The following is a 22,111-nucleotide window of genomic DNA, read 5'->3' as shown; positions in this document are numbered from 1 at the left end:
CCGGTCGCGGAGGATCAGCTCGGGCGGTGAGGCTCGAAGACGTCGGCCATCAGCTTGTCGATGAAGGCCGAGACATCGATCTTGCCCTCGTCGTACCAGGTGTCGAAGTCGTTGAACCCGACCTCGTCGTCGATGCCGACCTCGCCGACGGCGGCGAGCCAGCTGTCGGCGGCCGTCTGCATGTCCTCGACGAACGCGGGGGCGTCCTCGATCGCGTCCTTCTCGCCGAGACCGGACAGCAGCTCCTCGTTGGCGCCCTGCAGCGCGGAGCGCGCGTCGTCGTCGAAGGAGAAGAAGCCGCCGCCGCTCGCCTTGGCCTTGGTCACCGCGTCGACTGTGTTGGGCCAGATCTTGCCGGTCAGGTTGGTCTCGATGAAGACGTCGAGGCGGTCCCAGAACAGCTGCTGGACGACGAGCGGGAGGGTGTCCCACGTGGTCTTGCTGAAGGCCATGCCGCCCGGGGCGAGCGCGAAGCCGGCCTCCTCGTCGAGCACGACCTGCGGCGCCTCCTCGATGAACCCACCGAGGACGCCGACCGTCGGGCTGGAGATGGTGCAGTCGACGACGCCGCGCTGCAGGCTCTCGAAGAGCTCCGGGTACGGCACGGAGGTCGCCTCGCCGCCGAGCGCCTCGATCTGGTGGCTCTGCGCGGTGCCACCCGAGGCGGCGGTGATGCCCTTGATGTCCTTCAGCCCGGTGCGCTTGTCGCTGCAGAAGAGCGCGTTCGATCCCGAGTTGTAGATCGGGACGAGCGGGACCATGCCGTGGTCGTCGTACTCCGCCATGATCTCCGGGGTGTTGAACGCGACCTCGTTGGGCCAGGCGTTCGACTGCAGCACGCCGGCGACGGGGCTGTGGTTGGAGATGAACCCGGCCTCGATCAGCATGTTGTTGGCGGGGTACTCCGACGGGTTGTAGATCGGGAGCACCTGGGCGATGTCGAGACGACCGTCGACGAGCGCCTTGTCGGTCTCGCCGGGCTCCGCGACGCCGTTGGAGTAGGCGACGTCGAAGGTCACCTTGCCGTCGGACCACTCCGTGATCGCGTTCAGGTAGGCCTCGACGTTGGCGCCGGTGACGGAGCCCTTCGGGGCAGGAGACTGCGTGCGCAGCTCGATCGGATCGACGTCCTCGAACGCCTTCTGGTACTCCTCGAGGGTGGCACCGGCGTCGACGCCGTCGCCTCCCGACGAGGTGGAGCCGCCCGATTCGGCACATCCCGTGAGGGCGGTCGCCCCCACCACAGCCAGTGCGGCCAGCACACTGACCCGCTGCGACTTTCGCAATCCAGCCATCTGACCTGGTTCTCCATCCTGCGGATCTGACGGCCACCTCGGTGGCCTCGGTTCATGGTCGTGACGTCGGTCACGCGCCATGAATATCATTAGCCTAGATTGCCAGCAGGTCAAGAGACCATGCGCATCAATTTCGGGGAAATGCGCAGCGGAAGCCCACATTGGCGCTCGCGGAGTCGCTCGCGAGGGCGATCCGCGCCGCGGGACGGTAGCGCCGGCAGTAGTTGTCGGCGCACAGGAAGGACCCGCCCTTGAGCACCCGCGGCGGGTCCGCGGCCGCCAGCGGGTCGCTCCCCCGCGGGCCACAGCACCCGCTCTCGCGCTCCCGGTACGGCGTGGTCGTCCACTCCCACACCTGGCCCACGACGTCGTGGAGGCCGAAGCCGTTGGGCGGGTGACCGCCCACCGGACGCGTTCCCCACCCCGCGGGGCCGACCACGGGGAAGTCGCCGTCCCACACCACGGCGGGCACCGCTCCCCCGGGCCGGGCCACGGGCCCCCACGGGTACTCGTCGCACGAGCCGCCGCGGGCGGCGTACTCCCACTCCTCCTCCGTCGGCAGCCGGCCGCCGGCCCACGCGGCGTAGGCGGCGGCGTCGCGGAGGTCGACCTGCACGACCGGATGGTCGGCGCGGTCGGTCACGTCGCTGCCGGGGCCCTCCGGGGCGCGCCAGGACGCGCCGCGCACGAGGTGCCACCAGGTCGGCTCGGCGAGGTCGACGGGTCCGTCGGGGACGACGAACACGGCCGCACCGAGTCGTTCGGCACGGGTGACGTGACCGGTCTCCGCGACGAACCTGGCGAACGCGGCGTTGGTCACCGCAGTGGTGCCGATGGCGAACGGCCCGACCTCGACCTCGCGGACCGGCCCCTCCTCGGCGTAGAACGCATCGGAGCCCATCGCGAACCGCCCGCCGGGCAGGTCGACGGTGTCGCCCCGCGCGCTCACTGGGTGTCGAGGGCGAGACGGCGGGCCTCGGCGAGTCGCGCGGCCAGGTCGGCGGCCACGTCGGGGTCGGGGTGATACGTGGCCGAGCGGATCTCGCCGGTGTAGGGGAAGGACCGCCGCCTGCGGTAGAGCTCCCAGGAGACCGGCGACCTGCGGCAGATCCCGACGTCGATCCCCTCGAACGGCAAGAACCCGCCGAACCGGCGCAGTCCCGGGAGGTCCAGCGTGGTGCCGTCGCCGAGGCGCAGCACGGCGTCCCACCGGCCCGCGCGGGTGGTGACGGCGAGCTCCAGGCCCGTCGCCCCGTCGGCGAGCGGCAGCGGGCCGAACCGTCGTGGCGTGCCGAAGTCGTTGTGCTCGTAGTGCAGAGCGCCGTCCTCGACGAAGACGAGATAGCCGGCGGCCTGACTGCCGTGGGCCACCAGGACGCCCTCGTCGCCGGGGCGATAGGTCCAGTCCACCTCGACACGCCACGTCGCACCCTGCACCAGCGCTCCGGCCCGATGGCGCTCGAGCGTCGGCGTGCCCGCGAGGATCCGCACCGGCCGCGGCTGCGGCGCCGGCGGGCGCTGCAGGAACTTCACGCCCGACCCCTCGTCCAACGGGTAGACCTGATGGGCCCGGGCCGCCCGGTCGAAGCCGGCGACCAGCTCGGCCACCTTCTCCGGGTGGCGGTCCGCGAGGTCGTGGGCCTGTGTCGGGTCGGAGTCGTGGAAGAGCTGCCACGTCTCGTCCTCGAAGGGCGTCAGCGGGCGGCGCACGGTGGCTGCCTCCCAGCCGTCGCGATAGAAGGCGCGGTTGCCCACGCACTCGGTGTACTGCTCGCCGTGGGCGGACTCCGCGGTGGCCTGCTCGAGGGTCGCCGCGAAGCTCGTGCCGGCCGGGTCGGCGCCCGGGACGGCCGCCGGAGCCAGCGGCACCTCCAGCTCGAGGAGGTCGACCAGCGTCGGCAGGACGTCGGTGATGTGGGTGTACTGCCCGCGCACCACGTCACCCCCGTCGGGGAAGCGCGCCGGCCACGAGAAGACGAACGGCGACTGCTGCCCGCCCCGGAGCGTGCTGAACTTGTACAGCCGGAAGGGTGTGTTCGATGCCATCGCCCAGCCGCGCGGGTAGTGCGGCCAGGTGGTCGGCCCGCCGAGCCGGTCGAGGATCTCGGGCAGCCGCTCGTCGATCTCGCACACGTCGGGGTTCTGCATGTAGCCGAAGTACGACGCCGTGCCGGTGTCGGCGCGGGTGGCCCAGCTGGGGCCGGGGCGGTTCTGGTCGGTCAGGCGGGCGGCCCCGTTGTCGCTGCTGAAGACGATGACGGTGTTGTCCAGCTCCCCGAGCTCGGCGAGGACCTCGCGCAGACGGCCCACGCTGCGGTCGATCGCCTCGACCATCGCGGCGTAGACCTCCATCTGCCGGGCGTGGACCCGTCGCTCGGTCGCGGACAGGTCGTCCCAGGGACCGACGTCGAGGCCGTCCTCCCCGTTGCGCTCCGGGAGCATGGTGCCCTCCGGCATGATGCCCAGCTCGATCTGCCGCGCGAGGCGCCGCTGCCGGACCACGTCCCACCCGACGTCGTACCGGCCGCGGTGGCGCGCGACGTCCTCGGCCTTCGCGTGCATGGGCGCATGCACCGCACCGTGGGAGAAGTAGAGGAAGAACGGCTTGTCGGGATCGGCGGCGCGTACCTCGCGCACCATCCGGACGGCACGGTCGGTCAGGTCGTCGGTCAGGTAGTAGTCGTCGGGGTACTCGTCGACGTGCACGACCGAGTTGCCCTCGATCAGCCGGTGGGGATGGTGGAAGTCGGTGAGCGCCTCGAGGAAGCCGTAGTACTGGTCGAAGCCCCGCTGGAGCGGCCAGTTGTGCCGGCTGCCGGCCTCCGAGAAGTCCTCGTCCTTGCACAGGTGCCACTTGCCCACCATCAAGGTGGCGTAGCCGTTGGCCCGGAAGATCTCGGGCAGCACCGGCTGGTCGAGCGGCAGCTCGGAGCGGTAGCCGGGGAAGCCCGGGTCGATGTGGGTCGGGAAGGCGATGCCGGCGGCGTGCGCGTTCAGCCCGGTCATCAGCGCCGCCCGCGTCGGCGAGCACAGCGGCGTCACCCGGAAGTTGGCGTAGCGCACTCCGGCGGCCGCCGTCGCGTCGAGATGGGGGGTCGGGATCTCCGATCCGAAGCATCCGATGTCGGAGAAGCCCAGGTCGTCGGCGAGCACGACGACGACATTGGGCCGACCGGGGCGCCGGGGCGGGGGATCGGGCCACGACGGCGTCGAGGCCGCCATCGTGGTGCGCACCTCGCCGTCGAAGTCGCGGTAGGGCTCGAAGGGACGCTGGCCGGGCACGGGACCTCCAGGTGAGGGAGCGGTCAGAGGGCCATCGCCACGACGGCGACGGTGAGGACGCCGCATCCGGCGACGCAGCAGGCGAGGACGACGGCGGCGCCGGTCGTGGGCAGGGCGGCTCCGGCCTCGATCGCGCGGTCCACCCGGCGCCAGCGCACGACGCCGGCCACGGCGACGTACACGGCGACGCCGGCGAGCACGAGTCCGATGGCGGCGCGCAACCCGAGCGGCACGGCGTCGGCCGGCACGAGGTGCACGACCGCCACCGCGGCGGCCGAGAGCCCGAGGGCCGTGCGGATCCAGGCGAGGAAGGTGCGCTCGTTGGCGAGCGTGAACCGGTAGTCCACGACCGTCCCGGGCGCCTCCGGCCTCACGAGCGCAGGCCGCGCCATGCGGTCGTCCCGCCGTCGACCGGGAGGATCACCCCGGTGAGGAACGACGCGTCGTCGGACGCCAGGAAGCACACCACCTTGGCGACCTCCCCCACCCGCCCGAACCGAGGGATCAGGTGGGCGCCGGTCATCCGCAGCAGCTGTGCCTCGGGGTCCTCGGCCGCCGCGATCACCGACTGGGACATCGGCGTCTCGATCGAGCCGGGCGCGAACGCGTTGACCCGGATCTCCGGGGCCAGCGAGATCGCGGAGGAGCGGGTGAGCTGGATGACGGCGCCCTTGCTGGCGGTGTACGCCGGGGAGACGTAGCCGGTCATCCCCGCGACCGATGCGGCGTTGATCACCGACGGTCCGCGGCCCGAGGCCCGCAGATGCGGTGCGGCGGCCTTCGTGGCGAGGTAGACGGCCTTGACGTTCACCGCCATCACCTGGTCCCAGACGTCCTCGGGGAGGGTGTCGACCGCCGCGTCCGGGGTGAGCACGCTGTCGATGATCCCGGCGTTGTTGATCAGGGTGTCCAGTCCCCCGCCGGCGGCGACCGCCTGCTCGACCATGCCGATGACCTCCGCGGACACGGTCAGGTCGACCTCCAGCGCGAGACCCTCGCCGCCCGCCCGGCGCACCTCGGCGACCGTCTCCTCGGCGCCTGCCAGGTTGCGGTCCGCGACGGTCACGAAGGCGGCGCCCTGCCGTGCCAGCTCGATGGCGATCTCCCGGCCCATCCCCTGGGCGGCGCCGGTGATCAGCACCCTCTTGTCGCGCAGCATTCCGTGCGTCCTCCTCGGTCCGTGGTCTCGGTGGTCTGGTCTCGGTGGTCTGGTCTCGGTGGTCTGGTCTCGGTGATCTCAGGGCTGGCCGGGCGTGCCGGACCAGGTGACGAGGGCGTCGAGCGCCTCGACGAGGCCGCCGTCGACCCGCAGCGGGTTGACCTCCAGCCCGTCGAAGGCGGCGCCGTGTGCCGCGGCCATCGCCTCGGCGAGCCGACCGATCCCGGCCACGGCGCCGGCGATCGCGGCACGGTCGGCGGCGGGCCGGCCCCGGACGCCGTCGAGGAGGGCCGAGCCGCGCAGGCCGGCGAGCATGCGCAGCACGGTCGACTCGTCGACCGGCAGCGGCGCCAGCGCGACGTCGTCGAGGACCTCGACCAGGACGCCGCCCAGTCCGACGGCCAGCAGCAGGCCCCAGTCCTCGTCCCGCGTCACCCCGACGAGGAGCTCGGTGGCAGGCGCCCGCATGGGCGACATCAGCACACCGTCGAGCCGCGCGTCCGGCCGAGCGGCGGCGCAGGTCGCCACGAGGTCGTCGTACGTCGCCGCCGCGGCCGCGGGGTCGACGCCCAGGCGGACGCCGCCGATGTCGCTCTTGTGCCCGATGTCGGCGGAGACGATCTTCATCGCGAGCGGCGCACCGGACTCGGCCGCGGCCTTGGCCGCGTCGTCGGGGGAGCGCACGTGCCACGACGGGACCGTCGGCACGCCCGCGGCCTCCAGCAGGGTCCGGGCCTCGGCCTCGGACAGCGGCCGTTGCGGGCTCAGCCGGCCGATCTCGGGGAGGTCCAGCGCACCGGCGCGCGGTCGCGGGAGCTCCCTGCGGGCCGACCACAGCGCGACCCGGGCGACCCCGTCGACCGCCAGCCGGAGTCCCGGCACGACGTGGTCGATGCCGCCGGAGCGGAGCACCTCACGCGCCTCGGGACCGACCGGTTGGCTGGTCTGGGTGACGTAGAGGACCGGGACGTCGGAGGCGGCCGCGCCCGCGCCGATCGCGTCGACGAAGCGCTGGCCGTAGAACGGCTTGCCGTCCTCGCGCCACGGCAGGCTGTTGACCGCGAGCACCGCGCCGACCGACGGGTCGGTGCCGACGGCCGTGACGGAGTCGGTCCACAGGGTGGGGTCGATGATCGCCGCGCCCGTGATGTCGAGGGGGTTGTGGGCGTGGCCGAAGTCCGGCATCCGCGCGCGCAGCGCCGCCGTCGTGGCCGACGACAGCTCGGGCAGCTCGGCCCCGACCGCATCGGCGAGGTCGGCGACGATGTCGCAGGCGCCGCCCGAGATCGACACGACGCCGATGCCCGGGCGCGTCAGCGGACCGGTGTGGGCGGCGATCCCGGCGGTCACCAGCATCTCCTCGATGGTGTCGACCCGGATCACGGCGAGGTCGGCGAGCATCGCGTCCACCACCCGGTCGTCGCCGACGAGCGCGCCGGTGTGGGAGGCCGCGGCCCGCGCGGCGAGCTCGCTGCGGCCGGCCTTGAGCACGACCACCGCCTTGCCCGCGGCGGCGGCGCGGCGCGCGGCCGCCGCGAAGATCTCGGGCTGCTTGATGCTCTCCATGAAGACGGCGACCGCACGCACGCCGTCGTCGTCGACGAGGGCGTCGACGAGGTGGCCGACGGTGACCATGGCCTCGTTGCCGACGGTGAGGACGTGGGACAGGCCGACCCCGGCCATCGCCGCGAACTCCTTCATCGCCCCGCAGCTCGCGCCGCTCTGGGAGACCAGGGCGACCGGGCCGGCCTCGGTCGGCGGGTCGGACAGCGCCATCGCGGGGATGCCCGCGGCCACGTTGACGAGGCCGAGGACATTGGGCCCGAGCATCGCGATGCCGAGCTCGTCGGCGAGGGCCACGAGCTCGTCCTGCCGGACCCGGCCCTCCGGCCCGGTCTCGGACCAGCCGGAGCTGAGCACGACCGCGGCGCGGGCACCCGCGGCGGCGGCGTCGCGCAGCGCGTCGGCCGCCGCGGCGGCGGGGACCATGACGTGCACCAGGTCGATCGGCCGGCCGGCCGCCTCGGCTGCCGCGACGCAGGTCGGATGCGTGGCGCGCCCGTGCACCTCGGCTCGGCGCGGGTTCACCAGGAAGGTGCGGTCCTGGTGACCGGCGGCCACCAGGTTGGTGTGCACGAGGGTCGAGAAGGTCGACTTGTCGCTCGCGCCGACGAGCGCGAAGGTGCGGGGATTCAGCAGGGCGTCGACGGACTCACGGGTGACCACGGATCACTCCTCCTCGGGGCTGGTCCGGCCGACCCGGCGGCCGGCCTCGCGGCGGCCGGCCTGGTCGGCGTACTTCTCGTCGGCCATCGGCGACGGTCCGCCGGCGCCGGTCATGCCGGCGTCGATCGGCAACACGATGCCGGTCACGAACGCGGCCTCGTCGCTGGCGAGGTAGACGACGCCGGCCGCCACGTCGGCGGGCTGCAGGGGGCGGCCCATGTAGCGGGAGCGGTCCAGGGCCGCCTCGGCCCCGGCCAGGTCGGAGGCGTCGCCCGCGACCAGGTCGGCGGTCATCTGCGAGACCACGGCCCCCGGGATGACGACGTTGGCGCGGACGCCGAAGGTCCGCAGCTCGGCGGCGACGGAGTGCGAGAGGCCGATGATGCCGGCCTTGACGGCGCTGTAGACATGGGCGCCGACACCACCCATCACGCCGGCGGGGCTGGAGGTGGAGATGATGACACCCGATCCCTGCGGCTTCATCACCCGCGCCGCGTGCTTCATCCCGAGCAGGACCCCGCGCAGGTTCACGGCGATGGTGAGGTCGGCGTCCTCGGTGCGGGTGCGGTCGATCGGGCCGACGGCACCGATGATGCCGGCGTTGTTGAACATGACGTCGAGCCGTCCGAAGCTCTCGACCGCGGCGTCGACCGCGGCGCTGACCGAGGCCTCGTCGGTGACGTCGGTGCGCCGGAACACGACGCGCTCGCCGAGCTCGGCGGCGAGTGCCTCTCCCGCCGCCACCTGCAGGTCGGCGACGACGACGCTGGCCCCCTCGGCGTGGAAGGCCCGCACGGTGCCCGCGCCGATGCCGCTGGCGCCGCCGGTCACGACAGCGACCTTGCCGGCGAGGCGCCCGCGCGGTCCGGTCACGAGCCGATCGCGATCGACTTGGTCTCCAGGAACGCGGCGAAGCCCTCGGGGCCCATCTCCCGGCCGATGCCGGACTGCTTGAAGCCGCCGAACGGCGAACCGTAGGCCTGCGGGCGGCCGTTGATGCTCACCATGCCGGTGCGGACCCGCCGCGCGACGGCGACCGCGCGGTCGTCGTCGGCGCTCCAGACCGAGCCCGAGAGGCCGTAGACCGAGTCGTTGGCGATGCGCACGGCGTCGTCCTCGTCGTCGTAGGCGATGACGGCGACGACGGGACCGAAGATCTCCTCCTGGGCCACCCGCATCCCGTTGTCGACGCCGGCGAGCAGGGTGGGCGGCACGAACCAGCCGCCCGCCAGCTCCGGCGGCAGGGTGAGGGTCTCCCCGCCGGTGACCACGCGGGCGCCCTCCTCGCGGCCGAGGGTGATGTAGCCGGCGACGCGGTCGCGCTGGCGCTCGCTGACCATGGGACCGATCTTGGTGTCGGCGGCCATCGGGTCGCCGACCCGCTGGGCGGCCATGGCCGCGGCGAGGGCGTCGACGAACGCGGCCTCGCGGGAGCGGGGCACGAGCACCCGGGTCTGGGCGATGCAGGCCTGGCCGTTGACCATCATGGCCATGGGCAGCAGCGCGGGCACCACGACCGACGGATCGGCGTCGTCGAGCACGATGGCGGCGGACTTGCCGCCGAGCTCGAGCGTGACCCGGGCGACCCGCTGGGCGGCGGCGGCCATGATCTTCTTGCCGGCGAGGCTGCTGCCGGTGAAGGCGATCTTGTCGACGTCCGGGTGCTCGACGAGGTGCTCCCCCGCCTCCCGGTCGCCCGGGATGATGCTCAAGACGCCCTCGGGGAGTCCGGCCTCGAGCAGCGCGTCGGCGAAGGCGTACGCCGTCAGCGGGGTCTCCGGCGGCGGCTTGAGCACGACCGAGCAGCCGGCGGCGAGCGCCGGCGTGATCTTCAGGGACGGGGTGCTGAGCGGTCCGTTCCACGGCGTGATCGCGGCGACGACGCCGACCGGCTCCTGGGTGACCAGGCTGGTGTTGCGGCCGTCCGTACGGACCTCGTCGTAGGCGAAGGAGCGGGTGTGCTCGGCGTAGTAGCGCGTGTGCCGGATCGGGTTCGGCACGTGCGCCATCTCGCTGAACCACAGGGGGCAGCCGAGCTCGGAGGTGATGCTGACGGCCAGCTCGGCCGCTCGCTTCTCCAGGTGGTCGGCCGCGCGGAGCAGCACCTCGGCCCGCTCCTCGGGCGAGGTGCGGGCCCAGACGCCGGAGTCGAACGACGTGCGGGCGGCCGCGACCGCGGCATCCACGTCCGCCGGGGCGGCCAGCGCGGCCGTTGCGACGAGTTCTCGCGTCGCCGGGTTGCGGACCTCGACCACCTCCCCACCGCGGGGCGGCTGCCAGGTGCCACCGATGAACAGCTCGGGCCGGTCGCTCAACGACATGGAGTCGGGCCTCCCTCTGGCGACGGATCGCCTCACGGGTGTCTATTGCTGATAATGAAACATACCGTATCGTGCGGCGTGACGCCAGCCACAGAACGAGGAGTCCCGTCCATGGAACCAGCACGTGTCGTGATCGTCGGCGCCGGCCTCGCCGGCCTCCGGACCGCCGAGCGGCTGCGCCGCGAGGGGTACGACGGTGCCCTGACCCTCGTCGGCGCCGAGGAGCACCTGCCCTACGATCGCCCGCCCCTGTCCAAGGCGCTGCTGGTCGATCCGGGGCCCGTCGCGCCGCCCCTGCTGCGCGCCGCGGACCGGTACGCCGAGCTCGACCTCGACCTGCGCATCGGCGTGCGGGCGACCGCCCTCGACGCCGCCCGTCGGACGGTCACCCTCGCCGACGGCGCGGTCGTGGAGGGCGAGCACATCGTCGTCGCGACGGGCCTGATCGCGCGCGACGTCCCCGGGTGGGCCGGCGTCCCCGGCGTCCACACCCTGCGCACCTACGACGACTGCCTCGCCCTGCGCGACGCGGCCGAGGGCGCGGCCCACGCCACCGTCGTCGGCGCCGGCGTGCTCGGCAGCGAGATCGCCGCGGCGCTGCGCACCCGCGGCCTCGCGGTCGACCTGGTCGAGCCGCTGCCGCAGCCGCTGCACCGCGTCGTGGGCGAGGAGGTCGGCGCGTTCGTCGGCGCCCTGCACCGCGAGCACGGCGTGCGGACCCACCTGGGCACGACCGTGGCCGGCCTGGAACAGGACGACGCGGGGCGCGTGCGCGCCGCGACCCTCGACGACGGCTCGCGCTGGGAGACCGACCTCGTCGTCACGGCGGTCGGCGGCACCCCCGACGTCGCCTGGCTGCGCGACTCCGGTCTCGCGGTCACCGACGGCGTGGTCGTCGACGCCGACGGGGCCGCCTCGGCCGCCGGGGTGTGGGCGGTCGGCGACGTCGCCTCCGTGCCCGGCCCCCGCGGCGGCCGGCTCCGGCTCGAGCACTGGACCGCCGCCGGCGACCTCGCCGCCACGGTGGCCCGCAACGTGCTGGCCGACCTGCGCGGCGCACCCCGCCGGGCCCACACCGAGGTCCCCTACCTGTGGACCGACCAGTACGACACCAAGGTGCAGGTCCTGGGCCTCCCGCGGGCCGAGGACGAGGCCGTGCTGCTCGCCGGCTCCTTCGCCGACGCGGCCTTCCTCGTCGCCTACGTCGCGGACGGCCGGGTCCGCGCGGTCGCGGGCGCCGGCATGCCCGGCCCGCTCATGCGCTGCCGGACGGCGGTCGCCGGCGCCGTACCACTGGACGAGCTGCGGGCGCTCGCTCCCTGGGAGCGTAGGAAGGTGTCGGCATGACCACCGACCTCCAGGCCCTCCTCGAGCGGGTCGCCCGGCTCGAGGAGGCCGAGCTCGCCCGCAACCTGCTGCACGCCTACGCCGAGGTGCTCGACGACCCGACGCCGGAGGCGGTCGCCGCCCTCTTCGCCGAGGACGGCGTGCTGAGCGTCCCGGCCGGCGACTTCGCCGGGCGGGAGGCGGTCACCGGGTTCTACCGCGACCGCCTGGCCGGCGCCTCGGAGAAGCGGCACTTCATCATGAACGTCCGCACCCGCCCGCTGGAGCCGGGCGTCGTCGAGGTGGCGTCGTACTTCGTCTTCACCGCCCGCGAGGCCGCCGCGAGCGGGCTGGGCTGGGGCACCTACCTCGACATCGTCGACGTGACCGAGGGCGTCGCCCGGTTCCGGCACAAGACGATCACCCCTCACCTCGCGACCGACCTCGCGACGGGGTGGCCGGCGGCTCCGTGAGGGACCGCCGGCCCGGACCGCCTCAGCGGAACGCCGGAAGCACCTCGTTCTTGAACTTCTCCAGCGTCGCCAGCACCTGGTCCTGACCCAGGTCGTACCACTGCATCCGCAGCACGATGTGGGTCAGGCCCTGGGCCTCCAGGTCCTTGAGCGCGGCCACGGCCGAGGCCGGGTCGGTGAACAGGTACGACGCGTCCGCGACCTCCTCGGCCGCCTGGTCGGTCTGCAGGTGCTTGTAGGCGTCGCCCTGCTGCGGGGCGTTGTACGCGGCGTACTTCTGGGTGAGCGCGCCCCGCGCCGCGACGCCGATCGCGCGGGCACGGTCACGGTCGTCGTCGAGCACCAGCTCACGACGGACGACGAGCTCGGAGGTGGACTTGCCGAGACGCTCCCGCTCCGCGCGATAGTGACCGAGCACCACGGCGAGCCGCTCGGGCGTCACGTGGGGCGGGACGATCCAGGCGTCACCGAGCCGCGCCGCCCGCTCCGCCCCCTTCTTGTGGGGGCCCGCGCCGATCCAGATCTGCGGGCCGCCGGGCTGCACCGGCGGGAGGCTGATCCGCTGGTCCGACAGGCGGAAGTGCTGGCCGTCGAAGGTCGTCTGCTCACCGGTCCAGAGCTGGCGGATCAGGCGCACCCCCTCGTCGTACCGGCCGACCCGGTCGTCCATGGGGATCCCGAACGACTCGAACTCGTTCTCCCGGTAGCCCATCCCGAAGCCGGCGACGGCGCGGCCTCCGGTGAGATGGTCGAGGGTGGCGAACTCCTCGGCGACCTCGACCGGGTGACGCAACGGGAGGATGAACATGTTGGTGCCGAGCGTCATCTCGCCGGCGTCCTGGGCGAGCGCGGCGAGCAGCGGGACCGGCTGCAGCGTCGGCATGCTCCCGAGATAGTGCTGGAGGACCCAGACCGAGGAGATCCCGGCCTGGGAGGCCGCGCGGACCTGCTCGCGCAGCATCGAGACCCGCGACGCCGGGACGACGTCCGGCGGGAAGTCGTTCATGATGGCGAGGCCGAACTTCAGCGACATGGTGTCCTCCAGTGAGATCGTCGAATGACGGAAGGTGCTCGGGTCATGGGATTCCGGCATCGACGGTGATGCCGATCTTGCCGCGGATCCCACCGCGGGCGAGTGCGCGATGCGCCTCGACGACGTCCTCGAGGGCGAACCGCGACGCGAGGTGGACGCGGAGCGCACCGTCCGCGCACCAGCGGGCGAGGGTCTCCAGGCCGTCGCGGTCGGGGCGGACGGCGGCGCGGCGCGCGCGCACTCCCGCCCGGGCCGCGAGCTCGTCCAGGCCGGCATCGGCTCCGCCCGGTACGCAGACGACCACGCCGCCCGGGACGGTCACCGACACGGACGCCGCCAAGGCGGCGCCGCCGACCAGATCGACGACCGCGTCGACCGGCGCCACGGACGCTCCGTCGGCGTCGTCTCGGAACTCGTCCGCCCCGAGCCCTCGGACGAACTCCCCCTTCTCGGCACGGTCGACGGCAACGACCTCCGCACCGAGGATCTTCGCGATCTGCACCGCGAGGTGGCCCACGCCGCCCGCCGCGCCACGAACGAGCAGCCGTCGGCCCGGGCGCGCCTCGGCCAGGTCGCGCACGGCGGAGAGGGCAGTCAGGCCGGCGAGCGGCAGGGCGCCGGCGGTCGCGGCGTCGACCGCTTCCGGCAGCGCGGCCAGATGCTCCGCGGGAGCCACGACATGGCCCGCGTAGGAGGCGGCCTGCTGCGGGAAGCGGGGCATGCCGAAGACCCGCTGTCCCGCGACGAGCGAGGCGACCCCCTCGCCGACGGCCTCGACGATGCCGGCGACGTCCCAGCCCACGGAGATCGGGAACGCGCCCAACGATGCGGCGGCGCCTCTCCCCTCGCGCGTCTTGACGTCGATGGGGTTGACCGAGGTGGCCGCCATCCGCACCAGCACCTCGCCGGCGCCGGGACGAGGGACGTCCACGACCGCGTGCTCGAGAACCTCCGGGCCGCCGTACGCATGCTGCACCACGCGCAGGGAGGCCGGGGCGGTGGGCTCCGTTCGCATGGTCACTCGCGCGGGAGGCCGAGGCCGCGGGCGATGATGCCGCGCTGGATGTCGTTGGTGCCGCCGCCGATGACGTACATCGGCGCGACACGGATCGCGGCGTCGTACCGGCCGGCCAGGGCGGCCTGGGGGCCGAGGACGTCGAGACAGGTCCGGCCGAGCTCCTCGGCCAGGTCACCGCTCAAGACCGCGGCCATCGGGCCGGCGAGCCGGGCGTCGCCGCCGCCGTCCATCGAGCGCGTCGCCCGCAGGACCAGGGCGCGGGCGGCCTGGAGCCGGGCCCCCGCCCAGGCGACCCGGTCGCGGTCCAGCGCGTCGACCGCGCCGCCGGAGGCGATGCGGTCACGCAGCTCGTCGAGCAGCTCGTCGAAGTGGCGGCGCAGGGTCGCGGCGACCCCGCCCATCACCACGCGCTCGGCGGTGAGGGCGTCGGTGATCACCTTCCAGCCGCCGTCGACCTCGCCGACCCGGGCGGCGTCGGGCACCCGCACGCCGTCGTAGAAGACCGTGCAGGAGACCTCGCCGGAGAGCGCGACATGCTGCTGCACCGTGATGCCCGGCGTGTCCATCGGCACCAGGAAGATGGTGATCCCGGCATGGCGAGGGGTGGCGTCCGGGTCGGTGCGGACGGCGAGCCACACGTGGGAGGCGGTGTGGCCGCGGGTGGTCCACAGCTTCTGGCCGTCGATGACCCATTCGCCGGTCGCGGCGTCGCGCACGGCGCGGGTGCGCAGGGAGGCCAGGTCGGAGCCGGCCTCGGGCTCGGAGTAGCCCAGGCAGAACGCCATCCGGCCGGCATGCAGGAGCGGGAGGAACTGCGCCTTCTGCTCGGGGCTGCCGTGGCGCAGGAGCGAGTGGCCGATCAGCATCGTGGCGCTCATCGCGCGGTCGACCGGCCCCCCGGCGTACTTCATTTCCTCGTGGAGCACGACCTGCTCCTCGACCGAGACCGCGCGGCCGCCGTGCTCCTCGGGCCAGTTGAGGGCGAACAGTGCCTGCTCGTCCATCTCGGCGCGGAGGGCCTCGACGTCGAAGTCGTCGCCCCGGCGGTGCCGGGCGAGCAGGTCGCGGACCTCGCCGCGGAACGCCTCGGCCCGCTCGCCGAGGTGGAAGTGGGGAAGCCGCGCGCCGTCGAGCAGCCGGGCCGCGACGCCGTCGGCTCGTCGGTCGTCGAGCAGGTCCGCGCCGAGGTGCGACAGGTCGGCGTGCACCCGCCGGAAGAGCCAGGCGGCCTCGTGCTCCTCGAAGAAGCCCACGGCGCCGAGCGTGTGCTGGGCACCGGCGAGCACCCGCTGGGCTGCGGTGCGGGCGTGGCGGGCCGCCAGCGCGGCGGCGAGCGGGCCGTCGCCACGGCCCGCGACGAGGGCGCCCACCGCCTCGTCGATCAGCGCGTCGCTGGCGGCGAGGTCGATCTGGCACGCCGCGACCCGCTGCTGGACGGCGCCGAACGCGCCGATCGCGCGCCCGAACTGACGGCGCGTCCGTGCGTGCTCGACCGCGAGCTCGTGCGCTCGCGCGGCCGCGGCGACCGCGCGGGCGGCGACGGCCAGGCGCAGGACGGCGACGGCGTCCGCGAGCGTGTCGGCGTCGAGGGTGCGCTCGGCCACCGACTCACCGGCGACGACCCGTCGCCACGCGGGTCGGGCCAGGCCGTCGACCGGCTCCGCGGCGGCGATCGCGCGGAGGGAGAGGGCGCCCAGGGAGGTGTCGACGACGAGCACGTGGGAGGCCGTGCCGGCGTCGTCGACGATCAGGGGCTGGCCCGGGCCCGCGGCGACGACCACCGGTCGCATCTCCCCGGCGCCGACGGCGTCCGCGAGGTCGGGGAGCAGTCGCGCGGCGACGTACGCATCGGCGAGGGGCAGCGGGCAGGCGCGACGTCCGAGGGTCCGCACGGCCGCGACGAGGTAGTCGGCCGCGCCCTCCGGGCCGAGCTGGTACCAGCCCTGCTGGGCGGCGATCTCGGCGACCTTGGCACTGTCGGCCGATGCGGCGTCGACGGCTGCCGGCCAGGCGCCGTCCAGTGCGCCGGCGACCGCGTCCCGGAAGTCGTCCACCTCGGTCATCCGCTGCTCCGTCCTTGCGTCCTGGGTCCTATCTATGAATACCATATTCATGATCAATGGCACAGTGCCATGTCCGCCCAGGAGGCTCGCCGTGTCCTTCCCGCACCTGTTCTCCCCGATCGAGCTCGGTCCGCTGACGGTCAAGAACCGCGTCGTGCTGCCTCCGCACGCCCACGTCGTGTCGAGCCTGTGGGGGACCGACGCCGAGGCGGAACGGCATCTCGGCTACTGGGCGGCGCGCACCTCCGCCGGCTGGGTCGACGGCGTCTCCGCCCACGTGCGCAACCACCTCGCCCCCGGGTTCGAGCCGACCGGCGTCGGCGCGCAGTACGACGGCCACTTCCGCCAGCCCTACTTCCTCGACCGCGTCGGCCGACTGGCGCAGCTCCTCCACGCCGACGACACGATCCTCACCGTGCAGATGATCCTCCAGGGCGGGATGCCGCACGCGGCGTCCCCCGTGCCCAGCGGACCGATCGTCAACCAGGTCCCGCACGCGCTGACCGATGAGGAGATCGACTGGTTCGTCGAGGAGTACACCCACGGCGCGCAGCAGGTCGCCGCCGCCGGCGCGGACGGCGTCGAGCTGCACCTCAACCACGACGACATGCTGGAGTACTTCCTCTCCCCGCTGACCAACCGCCGCGAGGACGAGTACGGCGGCGACCTCGCCGGCCGGCTGCGCTTCCCGCTGCGCATCCTGGCCGGCCTGCGCGCCGCGATGGGCCCCGACCGGGTCGTCGGCGTCCGGCTCAACCTGCGCGAGGAGGAGCCCGGCGGCTACGGCGTCGACGGCCCCGACGGCGCCGTCGCGATCGCCCGCGCCCTCGAGGCGAGCGGCTACGTCGACTACCTGTCCTGCGCGATCGGCAGCCCCTGGGGCAACCCGTCCTACATCCAGTCCCACCACCACCGCCCCGCCGCCTGGTCCGGCCTGGCCGGCACGGTGAAGCGGGCGGTCGGCCTCCCCGTCGTCTACACGGGCCGGGTCACGGGGCCCGCGGTCGCCGAGGACGTCCTCGCCGCCGGCCACGCCGACCTGGTCGGCATGGCCCGGGCGATCATCGCCGACGGGCAGCTGCTGGTGAAGGCGCGCGAGGGACGCACCGCCGACATCCGACCCTGCGTCGGCGGCAACGAGTGCATCAGCCGCCGCATCGTCGAGGGCACCCCCTTCTCGTGCGCCGTCAACCCCGGGGCCGGCAAGGAGGCCGACCGGGCCGTCCACGCCGCCGACGCACGACGCCGCGTGCTCGTCGTCGGCGGCGGACCTGCCGGCCTGGAGGCCGCGGGCATCGCGGCCGAGCGCGGCCACGACGTCACGCTGTGGGAGCGCGGCGACGCGCTGGGCGGCCAGTTGCGGGTCGCCGCGCGGGCGCCGGGACACGAGGACTACCGCGCCTACCTGGCCTGGCAGGAGCGGCGCCTGGCCGCCGCCGGGGTGCGGGTGGAGACGGGGCGCACGGCGTGCGCGGCCGACGTGGCGGCGTACGGCGCGGACCGGGTGGTGATCGCGACGGGCGCGTCGCCGCGGCGTCCTGCCGTCCCGGGGGCGGAGCTGCCCCATGTGCACACCTCCGTCGACGTCCTGGACGGCGACGCGGCGCTCGGCGAGCACGTCGTCGTGCTCGCCCAGGACGATCACCTGCCGCCGCTGTCGGTCGCCGACCACCTCGCCGGGCGCGGTCATCGCGTCACCGTCGTCCACGGCACCGCCGGCCCGGCGCCGCTGGTGAGCCGCTACTCGTTGGGCTCGATCCTCGGCCGCCTCGACGCCCGCGGCGTGGTGCTGCGCGCCTCGGAGCAGCCGGTGCTCATCGAGGAGGGCCGCGTCGTCGTGCGCCACGTCTACTCCGGCGAGCGGCGCGACATCGCCGGCGCCGACAGCGTGGTGCTGGCCTGTGGAGCGGTCCCGGAGACGGCTCTCGCCGACGCCCTGCGGGCCCGGGGGATCGCGGCCGACGTCATCGGCGACGCCTACGCCCCGCGGCGCCTGGTGTTCGCGACGAAGCAGGCCCGGGAGCTCGCGCTCACCCTGTGAGCGCCCGACGGGTCAGCCGTAGTACGAGCGCCCCTTCTGGGCCAGCACGTCGTCTCCACCGTCGACGACCAGACAGGCGCCGTTGATCCGCGGGGCGTGCGCCAGGAAGAGAGCAGCGTCGGCGATGTCGGCCGACGTGGTCGGCACGCCACTGGAGGAGGCGGCGGCCAGGCGACGGTACGGCGTCGCGAGGTCGTCGGCGTCCCCCATCAGCCCCGCGGACAGCGAGCTGACGGTGCCGCCGGGCGCGACCGCGTTGATGCGCAGGCCCGACGGCGCGAGCTCGACGGCCACCGACTCGACGAGCCCCTTCACCGCGTGCTTGGCGGCGGTGTAGACGTGCGGACCGAGGCCGCCCCGCACGCTGGCCACGCTGGCGGTGCACACGATCGCTCCGCGCCCCTGGGGCCGCATCACGCGCACCGCGTGCTTGACCGTGAGGAAGACGCTGGTGAGCAGCAGGTCCGTCGTGCGCCGGAAGTCGGCGAGCCCGGTGTCCTCGATCCGGCCCGTGACGCCGACGACCCCGGCGTTGGCGAAGACCGCGTCGAGCGGGCCCAGCTCTGCCGCGGCCTCGACAGCGGCCGCGACCTGGTCCTCCTCGGTCACGTCACAGGGGACGAAGCGCGCGCCGCCGCGCAGCCGCTCGACCAGGGCGCCCCCGGCCCGCTCGTCGACGTCGGCGACCACGACGCGGCCTCCGGCCGCGACCACGCCCTCCGCGATGGCTGCGCCGATGCCGCGCGCGCCGCCGGTGACCAGGGCGACCGCCGAGCTGCTGTCCATGGGCCCTCCTCCTCGATTGACACTCCGGAGAGCGCCACATTACATTGGAATCATTATCAGAGATAGGAGCACCGTGTCCTCGACCGTGACCGAGCTCGATCGCGTGGTCATCCGCTTCGCCGGCGACTCCGGCGACGGGATGCAGCTGACCGGAGACCGCTTCACCCAGGGGGCCGCGGTCTTCGGCAACGACCTCTCGACGCTCCCCAACTTCCCCGCCGAGATCCGGGCGCCCCAGGGCACCATCCCGGGCGTCAGCAGCTTCCAGCTGCACTTCGCGAACTACGACATCCTCACGCCGGGCGACCGGCCCGACGTGCTCGTCGCGATGAACCCCGCGGCACTGAAGGCCAACCTGGGCGACCTGCCCAAGGGCGCGACGATCATCGTCGACACCCACGACTTCACCAAGCGCGCCCTCGACAAGGTCGGGTACGCCGCCGACCCGCTCGCGGACGGCTCGCTGGCCGACTTCGCGGTGCATCCCCTCGACCTCACCGGCATGACGGTCGAGGCGGTCAAGGACTTCGGGCTGTCCCGCAAGGACGCCGCCCGCTCCAAGAACATGTTCGCGCTGGGCCTGGTCTCCTGGCTCTACGGCCGCGACGTCGCGGGCACCGAGCAGTACCTCGGCGCGAAGTTCGCCGGGAAGCCGACGATCCGCGACGCCAACATCGCGGCGTTGCGCGCGGGCTGGAACTTCGGTGAGACGACCGAGACCTTCGCGGTCTCCTACGTCGTGAAGCCGGCTCCGGTGCCGGCGGGGCGCTACCGCAATATCACCGGCAACACCGCGCTGGCCTACGGGCTGGTGGCGGCCGGGCAGCTCAGCGGCCTGCCGGTGCTGATGGGCGCCTACCCGATCACCCCGGCGAGCGACATCCTGCACGAGCTCAGCAAGCACAAGGCCTTCGACGTCTCGACCCTGCAGCTGGAGGACGAGATCGCCGCGATCGGCGCCGCCGTGGGCGCCTCCTTCGGCGGCGCGCTCGGCGTGACGGCGACCTCGGGTCCGGGCATCGCACTGAAGTCCGAGGCGATGGGTCTCGCGGTGATGACCGAGCTGCCGCTGGTGATCGTGGACGTCCAGCGCGGCGGCCCGTCGACGGGCCTGCCGACCAAGACCGAGCAGTCGGACCTGCTGCAGGCGATGTACGGCCGCAACGGCGAGGCGCCGATGCCGGTCGTGGCCGCCCAGTCGCCGACCGACTGCTTCGCGGCAGCCGTGGAGGCGGCTCGGATCGCCGTCACCTACCGCACCCCGGTGATGCTGCTCTCCGACGGCTACCTGGCCAACGGCTCGGAGCCGTGGGCCATCCCCGACGTCGCGGACCTGCCGGCCATCGACCCGGCGTTCGCGACCGCGCCCAACCACGCGTCCGGCAGGGCCGGGGCCGACGGCGAGCTCGACGAGTTCTGGCCCTACCTGCGCGACGAGGACACCCTGGCCCGCCCTTGGGCCGTGCCCGGGACCGCCGGCCTCGAGCACCGCATCGGCGGGCTCGAGAAGGCCGGCACCCTCGAGGAGGGGCACGGGAACATCTCCTACGACCCCGCGAACCACGACGCGATGGTGCGCATCCGCGACGAGAAGGTGAGGCGGATCGCCGACTCCCTCCCGCCGCTCGAGGTCGACGACCCGTCGGGCGAGGCGAAGGTCCTCGTCATCGGCTGGGGCTCGACGTACGGCCCGATCGGCGCCGCCTGCCGGCGCGTGCGGGCCGCGGGCCTCCCGATCGCGCAGGTCCACCTGCGCCACATCAACCCGTTCCCCCACGACCTCGGCGAGCTCCTGCGCCGCTACGACCGCGTCGTCTGCCCGGAGATGAACCTCGGGCAGCTCTCGCGCCTGCTGCGCGCCGAGTACCTCGTCGACGTCCGCTCGATCACCACCGTGCGCGGCCTGCCCTTCGGCGCCGAGGCGCTGTCGCAGGACCTGCTCACCCACGTCACCGCGACCCTGGAGCCCTCCGCATGACCGCCGTCGACCTGCCCCTGCCCCAGCTCGGCACCGCCCTCGTCCCGGCCCTCGCGGACGGCGAGACCCAGACCGGCAAGGACTTCTCCAGCGACCAGGAGGTCCGCTGGTGCCCCGGCTGCGGCGACTACGCCGTCCTCAAAGCCGTCCAGTCCTTCCTCCCCGACCTCGGACTACGCCGCGAGAACATCGTCTTCATCTCCGGCATCGGCTGCTCCTCACGCTTCCCCTACTACCTCGACACCTACGGCATGCACTCCATCCACGGCCGCGCACCCTCCATCGCCACCGGCATCGCCACCGCCCGCGAAGACCTCTCCGTCTGGGTCGTCACCGGCGACGGCGACGCCCTCTCCATCGGCGGCAACCACCTCATCCACGCCCTGCGCCGCAACGTCAACATGACCATCCTGCTGTTCAACAACCGCATCTACGGACTCACCAAGGGCCAGTACTCCCCCACCAGCGAGACCGGCAAGATCACCAAGTCCACCCCCGTCGGCTCCATCGACCACCCCTTCAACCCCGTCTCGCTGGCCCTCGGCGCCGAAGCCACCTTCGTCGCCCGCACCATCGACTCCGACCGCAAGCACCTCACCACCGTCCTCGCCGCCGCCGCCGCCCACCGCGGCACCTCGCTGGTCGAGATCTACCAGAACTGCCCCATCTTCAACGACGGCGCCTTCGACGCGATCAAGGACAACGACACCAAAGCCCACGCGATCATCCCGCTGGTCCACGGCGAGCCGATCACCTTCGGCACCCGCGACGAGACCACCGGACTGGGCGACAAGGCCCTGGTCCGCGCCGCCGGCGGCGTCGAGGTCGCCGACACCGCCTCCGTCCCACGCGAGACGATCCTCATCCACGACGCCCACCACCCCGACCCCTCGACCGCCTTCGCCATCTCCCGACTCACCGACGCCGGCTACCTCAACCGCAGCCCCATCGGCATCTTCCGCCAGGTCGACCGCCCCACCTACGACGACCAGACGCGTGCGCAGGTCACCGAGGCCGTGGCGACGCGCGGACGGGGGGACCTGCAGCGGCTCATCGACGGCGGCGACACCTGGACCGTGGCCTGACATCGGAGACCGGCGCCGGGCACGG

At 73.6% G+C, this 22,111-nt stretch carries 17 protein-coding genes; 5 read left to right on the top strand and 12 right to left on the bottom strand.

Translation table 11 applies throughout. From position 1 onward, the window contains the following. Positions 1-14: 14 nt before the first annotated feature. The 8 genes from dctP to QJ852_04855 form a co-directional block, all read right to left on the bottom strand. Positions 15-1,295, bottom strand: coding sequence for a TRAP transporter substrate-binding protein DctP (dctP, locus tag QJ852_04890; protein WGX97773.1), 1,281 nt, complete (start codon positions 1,293-1,295; stop codon positions 15-17). A gap of 127 nt (positions 1,296-1,422) precedes the next feature. Then, positions 1,423-2,244, bottom strand: coding sequence for a formylglycine-generating enzyme family protein (locus QJ852_04885; GenBank protein WGX97772.1), 822 nt, complete (start codon positions 2,242-2,244; stop codon positions 1,423-1,425). Then, a complete protein-coding gene (locus QJ852_04880) occupies positions 2,241-4,577 on the bottom strand; it encodes an arylsulfatase (GenBank protein WGX97771.1) in 2,337 nt (778 codons plus the stop codon). Before QJ852_04880 ends, QJ852_04885 begins: the two co-directional genes overlap by 4 nt. A 23-nt stretch (positions 4,578-4,600) precedes the next feature. Further along, positions 4,601-4,951 (bottom strand): DUF202 domain-containing protein, encoded by a 351-nt coding sequence (locus QJ852_04875; protein ID WGX97770.1) that lies wholly within the window; start codon positions 4,949-4,951, stop codon positions 4,601-4,603. After that, positions 4,948-5,736 (bottom strand): SDR family oxidoreductase, encoded by a 789-nt coding sequence (locus QJ852_04870; protein ID WGX97769.1) that lies wholly within the window; start codon positions 5,734-5,736, stop codon positions 4,948-4,950. Before QJ852_04870 ends, QJ852_04875 begins: the two co-directional genes overlap by 4 nt. A gap of 78 nt (positions 5,737-5,814) precedes the next feature. After that, positions 5,815-7,962, bottom strand: coding sequence for an acetate--CoA ligase family protein (locus QJ852_04865; protein ID WGX97768.1), 2,148 nt, complete (start codon positions 7,960-7,962; stop codon positions 5,815-5,817). Between the two features lie 3 nt (positions 7,963-7,965). Next, a complete protein-coding gene (locus tag QJ852_04860) occupies positions 7,966-8,835 on the bottom strand; it encodes an SDR family oxidoreductase (GenBank protein ID WGX97767.1) in 870 nt (289 codons plus the stop codon). Further along, the gene (locus tag QJ852_04855) at positions 8,832-10,283 is read right to left on the bottom strand and encodes an aldehyde dehydrogenase (GenBank protein WGX97766.1); all 1,452 of its coding nucleotides are present in this window, start codon (positions 10,281-10,283) and stop codon (positions 8,832-8,834) included. The genes QJ852_04860 and QJ852_04855 overlap by 4 nt, the downstream gene beginning before the upstream one ends. Before the next feature lie 111 nt (positions 10,284-10,394). On the opposite strand from QJ852_04855, the gene QJ852_04850 reads away from it, so the two are divergent. Both QJ852_04850 and QJ852_04845 read left to right on the top strand, forming a co-directional pair. Then, positions 10,395-11,630, top strand: a complete 1,236-nt coding sequence (locus QJ852_04850) for an FAD/NAD(P)-binding oxidoreductase (protein ID WGX97765.1) — start codon at positions 10,395-10,397, stop codon at positions 11,628-11,630. Next, a complete protein-coding gene (locus QJ852_04845; protein WGX97764.1) occupies positions 11,627-12,082 on the top strand; it encodes a nuclear transport factor 2 family protein in 456 nt (151 codons plus the stop codon). The genes QJ852_04850 and QJ852_04845 overlap by 4 nt, the downstream gene beginning before the upstream one ends. 22 nt (positions 12,083-12,104) lie before the next feature. On the opposite strand, the gene QJ852_04840 is transcribed toward QJ852_04845, so the two are convergent. Genes QJ852_04840 through QJ852_04830 form a run of 3 tightly spaced genes read right to left on the bottom strand, consistent with a single transcriptional unit; the run spans position 12,105 to position 16,196 of the window. Next, entirely contained in the window at positions 12,105-13,115 is a 1,011-nt protein-coding gene (locus tag QJ852_04840) for an LLM class flavin-dependent oxidoreductase (protein ID WGX97763.1), read from the bottom strand. A 43-nt stretch (positions 13,116-13,158) separates the two neighbouring features. After that, entirely contained in the window at positions 13,159-14,130 is a 972-nt protein-coding gene (locus QJ852_04835) for an NADP-dependent oxidoreductase (GenBank protein ID WGX97762.1), read from the bottom strand. 2 nt (positions 14,131-14,132) lie between these two features. Further along, positions 14,133-16,196, bottom strand: coding sequence for an acyl-CoA dehydrogenase family protein (locus tag QJ852_04830; GenBank protein ID WGX97761.1), 2,064 nt, complete (start codon positions 16,194-16,196; stop codon positions 14,133-14,135). Between the two features lie 91 nt (positions 16,197-16,287). On the opposite strand from QJ852_04830, the gene QJ852_04825 reads away from it, so the two are divergent. Then, complete coding sequence (locus QJ852_04825; protein ID WGX97760.1) at positions 16,288-18,237, top strand: FAD-dependent oxidoreductase; 1,950 nt, start codon at positions 16,288-16,290, stop codon at positions 18,235-18,237. Positions 18,238-18,249: 12 nt separating this feature from the next. Here QJ852_04825 and QJ852_04820 read toward each other — a convergent pair whose 3' ends face one another. After that, entirely contained in the window at positions 18,250-19,023 is a 774-nt protein-coding gene (locus QJ852_04820) for an SDR family oxidoreductase (GenBank protein WGX97759.1), read from the bottom strand. 73 nt (positions 19,024-19,096) lie between these two features. Between QJ852_04820 and QJ852_04815 the strand changes: the two genes are divergently transcribed. Next, the gene (locus tag QJ852_04815; GenBank protein WGX97758.1) at positions 19,097-21,001 is read left to right on the top strand and encodes a 2-oxoacid:acceptor oxidoreductase subunit alpha; all 1,905 of its coding nucleotides are present in this window, start codon (positions 19,097-19,099) and stop codon (positions 20,999-21,001) included. Continuing rightward, positions 20,998-22,086 carry a 2-oxoacid:ferredoxin oxidoreductase subunit beta gene (locus QJ852_04810; GenBank protein ID WGX97757.1) on the top strand — a complete coding sequence of 363 codons (1,089 nt, stop codon included), beginning with the start codon at positions 20,998-21,000 and terminating at the stop codon, positions 22,084-22,086. The genes QJ852_04815 and QJ852_04810 overlap by 4 nt, the downstream gene beginning before the upstream one ends. Positions 22,087-22,111: the final 25 nt, after the last annotated feature.

This window comes from Nocardioides sp. L-11A (assembly GCA_029961745.1).
Taxonomy (GTDB): Bacteria; Actinomycetota; Actinomycetes; order Propionibacteriales; family Nocardioidaceae; genus Nocardioides.
Note: the sequence above shows the minus strand (reverse complement) of the source record. Positions and strands in the feature narration are given on the sequence as shown.